General features: G+C 44.5%; 14 protein-coding genes and 1 other RNA gene. 11 read left to right on the top strand and 4 right to left on the bottom strand.

Translation table 11 applies throughout. The annotated features are described in order from the left end of the window. Positions 1-160 precede the first annotated feature (160 nt). Positions 161-1,390, top strand: coding sequence for an isocitrate dehydrogenase (NADP(+)) (locus ACLWOR_RS08060; protein WP_413940184.1), 1,230 nt, complete (start codon positions 161-163; stop codon positions 1,388-1,390). 117 nt (positions 1,391-1,507) lie between these two features. On the opposite strand, the gene ACLWOR_RS08055 is transcribed toward ACLWOR_RS08060, so the two are convergent. Further along, positions 1,508-1,885: a hypothetical protein gene (locus tag ACLWOR_RS08055; protein ID WP_413940183.1), complete on the bottom strand. Its 378-nt coding sequence runs from the start codon at positions 1,883-1,885 to the stop codon at positions 1,508-1,510. A gap of 308 nt (positions 1,886-2,193) precedes the next feature. Here ACLWOR_RS08055 and ACLWOR_RS08050 point away from each other — a divergent pair, with 308 nt between their 5' ends. Then, entirely contained in the window at positions 2,194-4,452 is a 2,259-nt protein-coding gene (locus tag ACLWOR_RS08050) for an RCC1 domain-containing protein (RefSeq protein WP_413940182.1), read from the top strand. A gap of 8 nt (positions 4,453-4,460) precedes the next feature. On the opposite strand, the gene ACLWOR_RS08045 is transcribed toward ACLWOR_RS08050, so the two are convergent. The 3 genes from ACLWOR_RS08045 to ACLWOR_RS08035 form a co-directional block, all read right to left on the bottom strand. After that, a complete protein-coding gene (locus tag ACLWOR_RS08045; RefSeq protein ID WP_413940181.1) occupies positions 4,461-4,907 on the bottom strand; it encodes a hypothetical protein in 447 nt (148 codons plus the stop codon). 71 nt (positions 4,908-4,978) lie between these two features. Next, positions 4,979-5,389 carry a GFA family protein gene (locus tag ACLWOR_RS08040; protein ID WP_413940755.1) on the bottom strand — a complete coding sequence of 137 codons (411 nt, stop codon included), beginning with the start codon at positions 5,387-5,389 and terminating at the stop codon, positions 4,979-4,981. A gap of 1,165 nt (positions 5,390-6,554) precedes the next feature. Then, positions 6,555-6,773 (bottom strand): hypothetical protein, encoded by a 219-nt coding sequence (locus ACLWOR_RS08035; RefSeq protein WP_413940180.1) that lies wholly within the window; start codon positions 6,771-6,773, stop codon positions 6,555-6,557. A gap of 161 nt (positions 6,774-6,934) precedes the next feature. On the opposite strand from ACLWOR_RS08035, the gene ACLWOR_RS08030 reads away from it, so the two are divergent. The 9 genes from ACLWOR_RS08030 to ACLWOR_RS07990 all read left to right on the top strand — a co-directional run bounded on the left by ACLWOR_RS08030 (position 6,935) and on the right by ACLWOR_RS07990 (position 13,655). After that, positions 6,935-7,507, top strand: a complete 573-nt coding sequence (locus ACLWOR_RS08030) for a lipocalin family protein (protein ID WP_413940179.1) — start codon at positions 6,935-6,937, stop codon at positions 7,505-7,507. A 104-nt stretch (positions 7,508-7,611) separates the two neighbouring features. Beyond that, positions 7,612-8,556: a hypothetical protein gene (locus tag ACLWOR_RS08025; protein ID WP_413940178.1), complete on the top strand. Its 945-nt coding sequence runs from the start codon at positions 7,612-7,614 to the stop codon at positions 8,554-8,556. Positions 8,557-8,617: 61 nt separating this feature from the next. Then, positions 8,618-8,716: signal recognition particle sRNA small type (gene ffs / locus ACLWOR_RS08020), an RNA gene on the top strand. 41 nt (positions 8,717-8,757) lie between these two features. Continuing rightward, positions 8,758-10,518 carry a DNA polymerase III subunit gamma/tau gene (dnaX, locus tag ACLWOR_RS08015; RefSeq protein WP_413940177.1) on the top strand — a complete coding sequence of 587 codons (1,761 nt, stop codon included), beginning with the start codon at positions 8,758-8,760 and terminating at the stop codon, positions 10,516-10,518. Between the two features lie 11 nt (positions 10,519-10,529). Beyond that, complete coding sequence (locus tag ACLWOR_RS08010) at positions 10,530-10,853, top strand: YbaB/EbfC family nucleoid-associated protein (RefSeq protein ID WP_413940176.1); 324 nt, start codon at positions 10,530-10,532, stop codon at positions 10,851-10,853. A gap of 2 nt (positions 10,854-10,855) precedes the next feature. Further along, complete coding sequence (gene recR / locus ACLWOR_RS08005) at positions 10,856-11,470, top strand: recombination mediator RecR (RefSeq protein WP_413940175.1); 615 nt, start codon at positions 10,856-10,858, stop codon at positions 11,468-11,470. Continuing rightward, a complete protein-coding gene (locus ACLWOR_RS08000; protein WP_413940174.1) occupies positions 11,470-12,063 on the top strand; it encodes a GTP-binding protein in 594 nt (197 codons plus the stop codon). The genes recR and ACLWOR_RS08000 overlap by 1 nt, the downstream gene beginning before the upstream one ends. A 93-nt stretch (positions 12,064-12,156) precedes the next feature. Further along, the gene (gene nadA / locus ACLWOR_RS07995) at positions 12,157-13,131 is read left to right on the top strand and encodes a quinolinate synthase NadA (protein WP_413940173.1); all 975 of its coding nucleotides are present in this window, start codon (positions 12,157-12,159) and stop codon (positions 13,129-13,131) included. Continuing rightward, positions 13,131-13,655, top strand: coding sequence for a 4'-phosphopantetheinyl transferase superfamily protein (locus ACLWOR_RS07990; protein WP_413940172.1), 525 nt, complete (start codon positions 13,131-13,133; stop codon positions 13,653-13,655). The genes nadA and ACLWOR_RS07990 overlap by 1 nt, the downstream gene beginning before the upstream one ends. Positions 13,656-13,698: the final 43 nt, after the last annotated feature.

Here is a 13,698-nt window from a genome sequence, read left to right as displayed (position 1 = left end):
TGACACCGTAAAGGCAGGTCTTAAAGGTGTTACATTGCAGAGCATTCTCGTGCAGGAACACATGAAACACCCCGTCATCGAAGCCTTTTGGCTTGGGAACTCTGCGCTTCGTATTTTATATTTTGGATGCTTTAAAACGTCTAAAGACAAAGGAAATCCCATGAACAAGATTAAAGTAGCAAATCCTGTCGTTGAGCTTGATGGCGACGAGATGACACGTATCATTTGGAAATTTATCAAAGAAAAATTGATTCTTCCTTACCTCGATATCGACATTAAGTATTTCGACTTGGGCATGGAACATCGTGATGCCACAAACGACCAAGTAACTGTTGATGCTGCTGAAGCAATCAAAAAGTACAACGTGGGTATCAAGTGCGCGACGATCACTCCTGACGAAGCACGTGTTAAAGAGTTCAACTTGAAACAAATGTGGAAATCACCAAACGGTACAATCCGTAACATTCTTGACGGTACTGTTTTCCGTGAACCCATCATCTGCAAAAACGTTCCACGCCTTGTTCCTAACTGGACAGCACCAATCTGTATCGGCCGTCACGCATTCGGTGACCAATACCGTGCAACAGATTTCGTGACTAAAGGTAAAGGTAAATTGACTGTGACGTTCCAACCAGAAGGTGGCGGCGAGACGCAATCTTATGAAGTGTACAACTTCAAAGGTGATGGCGTTGCATTGACAATGTACAACACTGACGAGTCTATCTCTGGCTTTGCTCGTTCATGCTTTAACCAAGCATTGACGAAAAAATGGCCGTTGTACCTTTCAACTAAAAACACGATCTTGAAAAAGTACGATGGTCGTTTCAAAGACATCTTCGAAGAAATCTACCAAAAAGAATTCAAAGCGAAATTCGATGCTGCTGGTATTACTTACGAGCACCGTTTGATCGACGACATGGTTGCTTCTGCTTTGAAATGGAACGGTAACTTCGTATGGGCTTGTAAGAACTACGATGGCGACGTTCAATCAGATACAGTTGCTCAAGGTTTCGGTTCTCTTGGTTTGATGACTTCAGTTCTTGTAACTCCAGATGGAAAAACAATGGAATCTGAAGCCGCTCACGGAACAGTGACTCGTCACTATCGTCAGCACCAACAAGGTAAACCAACTTCTACAAATCCAATCGCTTCTATCTTTGCTTGGACTCGTGGTCTTGAGCATCGTGGAAACTTGGATAACAACCCAGCACTTGTGAAGTTCGCTCAAACTTTGGAAAAAGTTTGCGTTGAAACTGTTGAAGCTGGTTTCATGACAAAAGACCTTGCAGTGTGCATCTATGGCGACAAAGTTCCTGCAGACAAATACATGAACACTGAGCCATTCCTAGAAAAGCTTGATTCAAACTTGAAAAAAGCTTTGTCAATGTAGGTACCTGCTTCCTTTCGTGTCGAAAAGGTACCAGGTTCTTTTCGTTCGGAAAAAAGCACCAAATAAAAAAGCCTCGGGAGACCGAGGCTTTTTTTATTTCTAAATTTACGTGAGATATTACTTCACTTTGAACTTCGTTGAAGTTGAGCACTTCAACTCTTGCCATTCACCATCGAGAGTGGCTTCAGTGGTATAGCTGCGAAGGTGACGGAATGCTTTGATCACGAATTTTCCGTCAGTGCCGGTTGCTCCTGCAAACACACCAACTCCTTTTTCAAGGCTGATCGTGTTTCTGGCAATCGCTTTTTCACCATCAAAATAGATAGTAACAGGCACTTCGACATCGACATTCGTATCGTACTTAAGAACAACACGTACGTTGCCAGCTGTATCGCGACAGCTGACTCGATCTTGACGAGAAATTTCATACATCGCTGCATGAGCACTTGTTGCAGATATCGCCATCAATGAAGCAATAAGAATCTTGTTCAACATAAGTTATCTCCTCGAAGGAAGTCCGTTCTAATGAAAAGGAAACTACCAGAAACTTTCTAAGAAGGGTGAATTTTCCCTCACAAGAGAACGCCGAACACCTCCGGCTCCCCAATTACTGGAAAATTTCTATGACAAAAACTTTTACACCGAGACTTATATTACAGCCGCGAAAGACAACTCGATATGCGTGAAAGAAAAATCGATATCTCCGTGGAGCTCCATGAAGGCCCATATCATTCGGAGTCGCGGTCCGTGAGAATCCATCGCAATAATTTGATTCGGATAAGATTCGTTGCTGCAATTATCTCATGCCACACGACAAAGCTTTTGGACGTCGTACATTCTTGACTCGTCTCTCGGCGCTTGCAGCATCAAGTTTCGCGGCGACTTTTTCAAAGATCGAAAAACTTTACGCCTTCTCTTCTCCGCGGATGCGTCGTCCTCATGTGATGGTCTCGACTCTGTTTGGTTGGGGCAACAACTACGCATCTATTTTATCCGTATCAAGTGCAGCGACCTATGCTTCAACTCCTTGCCAAGCTAATACTAAAAAGTGGGCCAAGGTTGTCGGTGAAGCCAATTTTTCTTTCGGCATCACTGAAGATGGAGCGCTTTGGTATTGGGGCAACGATGGGCGTGGTTCTTTCGTACACGGAAACGGTGTGAACAACCTTTATAGTTCTCCGGTGCGCTTGGGAACAGCGACGTGGACCGATATTGCGTTAAGTGAAGACACGGCTTTAGCAATCAAATCCGATGGAACCTTGTGGGGATGGGGTCGAAATTATACTGATGCCTTTCCTATTAACGTTGCCAGCGATGCTGTGAGCTTGCCACTTATCGCTGCTGGCGCTGGCAATCCTTGGGTGTCGGTGTCTGCAAACTATGCGCAAGGTGCAGGTTCTAATACAATTGGAATTCGCTCGGATGGTTACGGCTACGTTTTTGGTTCAAACAACGATTATCAGTTGGGTCTTGGTGACAATACCAAACGTTCCGCTGTCGTTCAGATTGGACCAGGTTTTAGCTCCGCCGCTGTCGGCAGACGTCACTCCATGTTTATTTCTAGCGGCACGCTAAAAGGCGTTGGGCATCAGCAGTACGGGGCTCTTGGGAACGGAGTTAAAACTGACACCTTCGTCAGTACACCTGTCACGATAGGAGCTGCGAACAACTGGTCTGCGGTTGCTGCGGGAAACGAATGCACAGTTTTAATAAAATCAACGGGCACGCTGTGGTTTACCGGCATTGGGACCGACGGCACCTCAGGACTTAATAATACGAATGATGTCTCAACCCCGCTGCAAATCGGATCGCAGTCGACGTGGTCTAAAATTTCCTTGATGGATCGGCATGTGCTGGCCGTTAAAACCGATGGCTCTTTATGGACCTGGGGAAAAAACAATTTGGGTCAGCTTGGAAATGGGAACACGACTTATCAGTCATCTCCGGTTCGCGTTGGCGCTCTCACAACGTGGTCACAAGCAGCAGCGGGCACAGAAACTTCTCTCGGCATCATGACCGATGGTTCGCTCTGGGCTTGGGGTGATAACAACAACGGTGCACTTGGCATAGGAAATCTAACTTCCCAGAGTTCTCCTGTCAGAGTGGGAACCAACACTTGGCTGAAAGCTGCCACATCAACTTACATGAGCGCTGGCGTGCGCTCCGATGGAACACTGTGGGCGTGGGGATTTTTAACGAGCTTTACAAATTTTGGTCAGGTCTCAACCCCTGTTCAAATTGGATCTGATACGACTTGGACAGATGTGAAATCGGGTTATCACTATATCGTCGCCATTAAATCCGACAACTCGATGTGGAATCTTGGCACCAACTACTATGGACAATTGGGATCATCTGTTGAGGTCCTTTACTCAACTCCTGTGCAAATGGGTTCTGCAACTAACTGGAAAAAAATTGCGATGAAAGACTTTGCCGGAGTGATTGCCTTAAAGACTGACAACACACTTTGGAATTGGGGCTGGCAAATCCCGTCTGGTGACCAAGCATGGGCAGCCTACCGTCTTAAAACACCTGTGCAAGTCGGAACAGGAACGAACTGGAAAGACATCGACTGTTGCGGTGGCAACATGATGGCGCTTAAAAACGACGGCACCTTGTGGAGCTGGGGATCACAAAGAAACAAGAGCGGTTGGGCTGGATCTAATGGAGACACATCCACTCCGATTCAAGTGGGAACAGCAACGAACTGGCAACAGTTCTCTTTAGGAACAACGGCTGCAATTGCGATTAAAACCGATGGTACTTTATGGTCTTGGGGTGATTCTTACTACGGAGTTCTTGGCCAAGGTGGCGTCGGCAATATCTCGACACCAGTACAAATCGGAACAGCAACAAACTGGACCGAAATTCAAGTGCGCAACTTTCATGCGACGGCACTGCGGTCTGATAAAACAATGTGGTCATGGGGCTGGAATGATTTCGGTCAAATGGGTAACGGCACGACCAGCAACTCTGATACGCCCGTGCAAATTACGTCCACCAAAAATTGGGTTAAAATTTTTAGTGGCTCGCAATCGACTTACGCTATTCGAAAACTTTAAGACTGATTTTAATTTAAACGTTTGTGTACGGATTTATAGACAGGCGTCTCGTCTTGTATGATTTCTTTTACAAGATCTGAGTTTCTGTTGATGCGATAATCAAAGTTCTCGTCATCTGTTCGAACAACGCGACCTGTTTCATCGTAAAATTCACGCGAACGTCGGAATTTCAAGCGATTCTCATCACAAGAAATGGTAGTGATTTCAGCGCTGTTGCTGACTGGAAAGTCTTTGCGCACAGTTTTACCATCGGCGCGCAAAACACTGTCATACTTACAAACAGCACAGGTATGATCATCGATTGTGACTTCAAAAGTAGTGATTCCCGCTTCATCTTGCTTTTGCACGATATCAATCGTGGTTTTCCCACCATAGACAAAACTGCCTTCCAAATTCGGGCAAGCCATCGCCAAAGATGAAAAAGACATCACTGCTGCTAAAATTACTTTTGTCACAAAAAAACCTCGGTTTCCCGCGCAATATAGATCAAAGAAATGACAAGGTCACGTCTGCATTCGGTTTTTTATTAGAGATAGCTTGTAATTTTTGGCTCATGGAACCAGTTATTATCTTTACCATCAAAATAACGCATCGGAAGTGCTGCCAATTCTTCAGGCGAAACTCCCTCAAGGACAGAAATAACAACACTACGATAATCACCGCCTATTTCTTCAACATATCCTTTGCTAAACATTCTGACGCCGCAAGATTTACAGAAATAGTGGTGATTGGGACTTTCCGGTCTGAATTGATAATCGCCCAATTCAGCTTCAGAAGTGAGCAATCGAAATGCAGAAGGTTTCACAATCGCACTCCAGTTTCTAACCTTCGCACAAAAGCTGCAGTTACAACGGCCTGTTCCCGCCATCAAATCTACATCCGCTTCAAAGCGAACTTTTCCACAATGACAACTGCCTGTGTATGTTTTCAAAGCCATGCCGAACCTTCCTCGCTTGTTTAGATCTATGCATTTCTCAAATAGATCTAAACATCTGAAAGAAAGATCATCAAATCGATTAACTTCGATGAACTCCAACTTTAGACCAAGTAACTTTTCCGATACTTTGCGCGATATTTCATTGTTGGCAACAAGTCCGAACTCATCACTCACAATAGAACTGAGATATTGAACTAGTTTATCCTGAGTAGTGCCATTGTAAAGCACTCCAGCTATTTTTATTGCATACTGATCGTACTCTGCGTGAGCATTCGGATTACTCTTAACCCCAATCGGATCCCAGTCATTCAATAAAATCGCTTTTACATCATCAATTGCTTTCATTAAGCCGCCTAGGGGAAAACATTTATATCACTCAGAACGTGCGGGAGCGAATACCGGTTTATCGGATCGTTTCTACGTAGCCGTACAGATTTGCCTCCCCCACCTTCAAACCGAATCGGATCCTTACTGTCCAACGCCCGACCGTCGAATCATAGTAGCGTGCTCCAAATTTAATTAAGGAAGAACGCAATTTTTCTGATCGCACAATGGAGCAGATCGTGCCAGCGATTTAAATTTATTGAATTTTTTGGCACGTATCTGATTAATATAAAAATTAAACGCCCAAAGAAGACATCTAATTACTTTTTTCCTCCGCATAAAGAGGACTATACTTTTGATTCATTTCTTCTTTTAAGTCGTCTTTAAAAAAATAACCAAAGACAAAAAATAGAACCACTGAGACGATCATGATCAGTAATATCTTTTTAGATCTAGACACCTGGAGGCCTCCATGTATCAAGTCACAATTTTTCACCTCGAAGCCACAGCGATATCTTTTCTCGATATGGCCTTCCGTAATCTCAATAGTTAAATTTTTTCCCCTTTGAAAAAAAATAAATGCCCATCCAGATTATTAACTCGAGAAGAAAAAACTGAAAAATGCTAAGAAATAGTACCAACATGCGAGCCTTCCTATTTGCATCGCCGATAACTGGGTCATCTGAAATCTCCATAAAATAAAATAGAAGCGTCGTTTGAATCATCCAAATTAACCCAAAGTCGTAAAGAGTTCCTAAACAAAGACCTTTCAGTGAAGGTCTTTGTTTTTTATTCGGATAATACATGAAGAATTTTTTGAGACTTTTCATTGAACAACACCTTATGGGGAAGGACTTAAAAGGGCTGCTATGCACGCCGCACCTATTAACGCCTGTCTGCCTAAATCTGGAGTCATATAACTTTGAACCAAAGCTTTTTGCTTGTGGAGAAATTCTGCTTGGAGCTGGGCGATTTTCTCTTCATTCTCCGGACAGGTCTCTACCCCACTGCCTTTAAGCTTTTGAAATGCAATGGCACAAATTAGCATGAAAATTTTCACAATTATCCTCCGACAAAGCTAATTACTATATATCTATTTATCAATTCAATATTTGTTTGTTTATTGTTGCTAGACCTTGATCGTGAAGAATCCGTTTTGTATTTCGGCACCTTGATAACCTTTTTTTGAGAGCAGTGATAAAATATCTGCTAGGAGGCACCATGAAGTTCCTTCTAACAATTTTGTTTTTGGTCTATTCTTCCTTTAGTTATGCAAGATTACCACTCGATCGTGATCTCGTGCCTGTTGAACACGTCGATCTTGTTCGCTATCAAGGAAAATGGTTTGAGATCGCCTCGATCCCGCAATTCTTCCAAAGAAAATGTACGAAAAATACAACGGCAGAGTACACACTTCTCCCCGACAATTTGATGAAGGTCTATAACGCCTGCACGATTAAAAACGGCACCACAATTTCCAGCGAAGGCCGCGCCAAACCCATCGACACCACAAATGCCAAACTCAATGTCACCTTTGCCAAACTTTTTGACCGCTATCTCTTTTGGTTTTCTGGAAAATACTGGGTGATCTATCTTGAACCGAACTATCAATATGCTATCGTCGGTCACCCCACCCGCGACTATGGTTGGATTTTATCGCGCACACCCGAGCTAGCACCTGACATACTAAAAGAGCTCACCCACTACCTAAAAGTGGCTGGTTATGATCCGTGCCGATTCTATACGACGCCTCAAGAAGGCGGGCTGCAAACCAAGAAGTCACTTTGTAAGTAAATTGGAATTTAACTTGCTCTCAAACTGAGAATCCTAAAAAACTCAATTGTCCTTCGCGGATAAATATCCCATCATTAGTACTAAGCATCCAAGAGAAGGGTTTTATGATAAAACTCGCAGCCACGTTTTTGGTTTTCTTTCCGCTTTCGGTCTTTGCCGTGACCGATGCTCAATCTTTTTTTATGGCGACAGCCAAAGTCTACAATGCGCGACTCAATAAGTCGGCATGGCTGACAAAAATGAAAGCCACAGTTCCTGCTGAAGAAATCAAATCACTCGAAGACAGCCTCAACGCCATCAAAGACGATCAATTGCCGTCAGCCGTGCAACGAGATCGCAGTACTTTGGCGTTTGTGAATATGGAAGGCAAAACTTTAGCCACCCTGAAAGTTAACGAAGAGGGCAAAATCACTGTGAACGATCAAGAACTCAATCTTGAAGCGCACACGGGATTTAAGGCTCAGTTGGATTATCTCAAAACACTCGTGGCAAATGATCTCGCCGACGCAGGAATTTTAAAATTCCACCAAAACTTACTTGAAGGAACCAACGCTAAGACTCTCGCGCGCATTGAAACTGAAAGCAGTGATGATGCGCAAACTTTGAAAAGCATCACCGCAGGTCTTGAGGTCAAACGCCTCGACATTCAATGCACTTTGCAAGAAGACCAACTACCCAGCTATCTGGTTAAAAAATATAAAAGCGGCAAAGACTCTGAAATCGCACAAAAAGACAAAATCTATTCAGTGCGAAGCCTCAGCCTTCACCAATTGGACGAGTACGATGAACCCTATGAAGAGCGCGTCGATGTCGTGATTATTTCGCCAGAACACGAAGTGAAGTTCACAAAACCTTCAAAAAAGAAGAAGGGTGCAAAGCTCGTGGCGTCGGAACCTCGCTTTATGGAAGTGTGGAATTCGGGGAATTTGGTCAAAAAGAACGTCATGATTGAAAAAGCGAGTAATGATGCAGAAATTCAGAGAGCCAAAGCCCTCTTAAAATGCTGCCAAGACACAGCTAAATCCTGCCTCGATCGACTTCGTCCATAATCATCCTTACGCAATGAGTTATAGAATGAAAAGACCGCCCCCATGGGATACACCTGCCCGTGGTCGGGTCCCATACGATTGCTCTCTTGACGAAACCCGCTAGGTCCGGAAGGAAGCAACGGTACTCGAGGGACTTTGCGATATGGGGCGCCCGGCCACTTTTTTCGTGTCTTCGCACGAAGAATCTTGAAGGGGTGAGTTTTGTCTTATCAGGTGATTGCACGCAAATGGCGTCCACAATCCTTTTCTGACGTTGTCGGACAAAATCATATTACCCAAACGCTTTCCAATGCACTTAAGAACTCCCGCTTGCCTCACGCGCTGTTGTTCACGGGTCCCCGTGGAACAGGAAAAACTTCATCTGCGCGTATTTTGGCGAAAGCTTTGCGTTGCCCGAATGCAGTAAACTTCGTTCCTTGTGGCGAGTGTGATTCTTGTAAAGAAATCGCAGCCAGTGCCAGTGTTGACGTCATCGAAATCGACGGAGCATCGAACAACGGTGTCGACGCGATTCGTGAACTTCGCGACACAGTGGCGTTCATGCCTTCATCGGGTAAATACAAAATCTACATCATCGACGAAGTTCACATGCTTTCAACAAGTGCATTTAATGCATTGTTGAAGACTTTGGAAGAACCACCTGCGCACGTGATCTTTATCATGGCGACAACTGAGGTTCACAAAATCCCGCAAACAATTTTGTCTCGTTGCCAACGCTTTGACTTCCGCCGTATCTCGACAAAACAAATCACGGAGCATTTGAAAAACATCTGCGACAGTGAAGGTGTCAAAGCCGAAGAAGAAGCCCTTTGGGTCATCGCTCGTCAGGGTGATGGATCTATGCGTGACTCACAAAGTTTGCTTGATCAAGTGATTACGTTCGCCAACGGTCCTCTGACGCGCACAAATGTTGTCGACATTTTGGGTCTCACTGACCGTGCACTTTTGTTTGATACTCTCGAAGCTCTGATCGGTCGCTCAACGGCTGGCATTCTGGCTGTAATTGAAAAAATCGCAGCGGCTGGTTTTGAACCGCATCTCTTCTCTCAAGATTTGCTTGAGATGATTCGCAATTTGCTTTTGGTGAAAGTCGCTGAAGGTGAAGCTGTGAATATGCTTGAAATGCCAGATTCTGAAATCCAAGCATTGCAAGATATGTCTGCGCGTTTGTCAGAAGAAGATATTCACATGCTCTTCGACATGGCTCTTAAGGGTGGTAACGATATTCCTCGCGCCCAAGATCCTCGTATTGTTCTTGAAGTCACTTTGCTACGTATGGCTTCTGCTCCGAAAATCCAAGATTTGCGGACTTTGCTAGCGAACGGACCTGCGTCCTCTCACAGCGCAGGTGGGGCCAGGCAGCACTACACGCCGCCGGTAACTCCCTCTGCAAAAGGACATCCACGATTTCAGGAAGCGGCAAAAGTAGCGGAAGTTCCCTCAGGTTTAGAAGCTCTGCGTTCAGCTGTGGAAACTAAACCTGCTGCTAAAAAACCCGAAGCCCCTGCAAAACCAGCTCCTGTCGTCGAAGAAAAGCGTCCTCAGATTGCTGTCGGCGCAACTCCAGCGGAACGTTGGGTGAATTTCGTAGAATTAATTCGTAATGATGACGCCCTTTTCGCGGCAAAAGTGGAAAATCTTTTGTTTGTGAAAGAAGACGGGAAGCTTTTAAGCCTGGGAGTTCCAGCTAAATTGGTCTTTTTAAAAGAACAGATGGCTGACACCCAAGTGCGAAAAAAGCTGCAAGGATATATTGATTCACACTGGGGCCCTGGGTATTCTTTTGAGGTATTAATGAGCCGTGATCAAACTGGTGAATCCGCCCAAGCAATGGTGCAAAAAAAGCATCAACTTGCTGAAGACGAGATTCGCAATCAGATCGCAGCAAACCCGATGGTGAAAGCCGCTCAAGAAGCATTTCAAGGGCAGATTAAATCCATCACAGATTTGAATAAAAAATAAAGGAGTATTCCATGAAAGGTATGCCTGGTGGAATGGCTCAGCTGATGAAGCAAGCCAACCAAATGCAAATGAAAATGAAGAAAGCCCAAGAAGAACTCGCGAAAGCTGAGTACGAAGCAACTTCTGGTGGCGGCGCCGTAAAAGTAAAAGTGAATGGCGACCACATGATGACAGCTTTGACGATTGATCCTGAAGTTCTAAAAGCAGGCGACGTTGAGATGCTTCAAGATATGATCCTTTCTGCAACTAACGAAGCGGTTAAAACTGCACGTGATACTTCATCTAAAGAGATGGAAAAAATCACTGGCGGCATGAATATCCCAGGAATGTTCTAAGAATGCTTAATATCCCTGCTCTTGAAAAATTAGTCCACGAGTTGAGCCGTCTTCCCGGTATCGGGCCCAAGACTGCTCAGCGCTTGGCTTATTTTATTTTAAAATCAGGGAATGAGTATTCAGATCGCTTGGGCCAAGCATTGACCCAAGTGCAAGCTGAAGTTCACGATTGCCCTCGCTGCTTTAACTACACAGACGCAGATTTCTGCCGTTACTGTGTGGATCCTCATCGCAGCGATGATTCTCTTTGTATCGTCGAAGAACCTTCAGACATCATGCGAATTGAGTCTTCAGGTGCTTTCCGCGGTCGTTATCATGTTCTTCATGGTGCGATTTCTCCTCTTGAAGGTATTGGACCGAAAGATTTGAAGATTCAGGATCTTTTAGACCGTGTTGATGCGGGTTTAGAAGGAAATGGTCCTCAGATTAAGGAAATTATCCTGGCCCTTGATGCTGATCTTGAGGGAGATACGACTATTTTATACTTAGCGAAGCAACTTCAGGGCAAAGGATTGAAATTATCTCGCATTGCCCATGGAGTTCCTATTGGCAGCGACATCGATTTCATAGATGATAGAACTATGGGTCGTGCCCTGCAAAATAGAGTGGAGCTGTAATGTCTTTCATTAATTATAACGCTAAAGAGATTCATTGTAAGGTCGTTTACTACGGCCCCTCTTTGGGCGGAAAGACCACGAACCTCCAATGGGTTTACCAAAAAACTGCTGATGACCAAAAATCAAAGCTCGTTGCTTTGAACACTGATATCGAAAGAACACTGTTCTTTGACTTCTTGCCACTGAACGTGGGCGATATCCGTGGTTTTAAAACTCGTTTCCACCTGTATACGGTTCCGGGCCAAGTGGTTTACGATGCTTCTCGTAAGTTGATTCTGAAAGGCCTTGATGGCGTGATCTTCGTTGCCGACTCTCAAATCGAGCGTATGGAAGAGAACCTTGAGTCTTTGAGAAATCTTCAGATCAACCTTGAACAACAAGGTTATGACATTAAAGAGATTCCTTTGATCATGCAGTACAACAAGCGTGATCTTCCAAATGTGGCTTCTTTAGCAGAGCTTCGTAGCGCTCTAAATCCTTTCAATGCTCCTGAAATCGAAGGCTGTGCATCTGAAGGTAAAGGCGTCTTCGAATCGCTTAAAACCGTTTCTAAATCCATCATCAATGTCCTAAAAGGTGGCGCGACTCTGTAGTCGTTTCCCCCTACTTGCCCCGAGCTTTGGGCCTGTGCTATATGAGCCTTCTCAGGTTTTGTCCGTGCTATACTGACGTACTGAGTGAGGTTTATGAAAATGGCGAACTCAACAATAGTTGCAGAGATTCAGCGTCTTAAAAAAGAAAAGGATGCCGTCATCCTGGCTCACTACTATCAAGATGGTGAGATTCAAGATATTGCCGACTATATCGGTGATAGTTTCTATTTAGCGAAGATGGGCCAACAAGTTCAGGAGAAGGTGATTCTTTTGGCTGGTGTTGTGTTCATGGCTGAATCTGTAAAGATCATGAATCCTGAGAAAACTGTTTTGGTTCCTGAAATGCAGGCCTCTTGTTCTTTGGTGAAGGGTGCTCCTTACAAAGACTACTTAGCTTGGCGTCGTCAGCATCCTGATGGCATCGCGGTGACTTACATCAATTCCAGTGCGGAAGTAAAAACCATCTCTGATGTGATCATCACGTCTTCAAATGCGCAGCAAATTATTGAGTCGATCCCGAAAGATCGCAAAATCCTTTTCGGGCCGGATCAACACTTGGGTCGTTGGTTGTCTAAAAAACTTGGCCGTGAATTTGAATACTGGCCGGGAGCTTGTGAAGTGCATGTGCTCTTTAACGCCAAACGCCTGACTGATCTGATCAGAGAAAATCCAGATGCGTTGGTTCTGGCGCATCCTGAGTGTGATGCTTCGGTATTGGCTTACGCTCAAGTGATTGGCTCAACTTCTCACTTACTTGAATCAGTAACGAAACATCCGCATAAGAAATTTATCGTCGCAACTGAAACGGGTATTTTCCATCAAATGCAAAAACTTCGTCCCGATGCTGAGTTCATCCAAGCTCCGGTTGTCGATGAAGGTTGCAAATGTAACGACTGCCCTTACATGAAAATGAATTCTCTTGAGAAGATCAAACATGCTTTAGAGACTTTAAAACCGGAAATTACATTGCCTGAAGACCTGCGCTCAAAAGCGCAAACATCTTTGGATCGCATGATGGCCATCACAAGTGGCAAACCTGTGACTTGGCCTTCGGAGTTTTCTCTGTAATGACACCTGCGCAGATAGAAACTTTTAAAAAGATTTTATCTGCGCCGGATTTGCAAATCTTCACGCGTCCTGAATGGGGCGCACAGAATGAAAGTCACCGCGAACTGATTCGCTCTTTTGTTTCTGTTCTTAAAATTTCTCCTGACACAAAATTATCGATTTCTCACACGCAAGGCATGGGGCTTGTCGCCATCAACTCGTCTTCTGTGGGTGTTGATATCGAAGTCTCAAGACGAGTCACACCTGCCACAGTCGCGCGCATCTCGCGCGAAGAAGAGGTGAAGGCAGCTCCCTCGCCTGCTGCTCTCTGGTGTGCGAAAGAAGCGGCATTTAAGGCTCTTCGTGACTTTACCCAACCCCCGGTCGTTTCCAAGATTACTATAGGGGATTGGCAAAAAATTGATTCTCAGCTTGAGACGTTTAAGATTTTTAATTTCGCTGAACTTTCAGCTCCACAAAATGGCTTAGGCCTTCTAGCTTCGTTTTCACCTTACACTTACGCATTTTTTGTATTTCCCTCTTAACTTTGGTCGAGTCCTGCCGAAAAGTTTCTTAACTGAATGAATT

Origin of the sequence: Bdellovibrio sp. HCB2-146, assembly GCF_047345725.1 — a bacterium.
In the GTDB taxonomy this organism is placed as follows: Bacteria; Bdellovibrionota; Bdellovibrionia; order Bdellovibrionales; family Bdellovibrionaceae; genus Bdellovibrio.
Note: the sequence above shows the minus strand (reverse complement) of the source record. Positions and strands in the feature narration are given on the sequence as shown.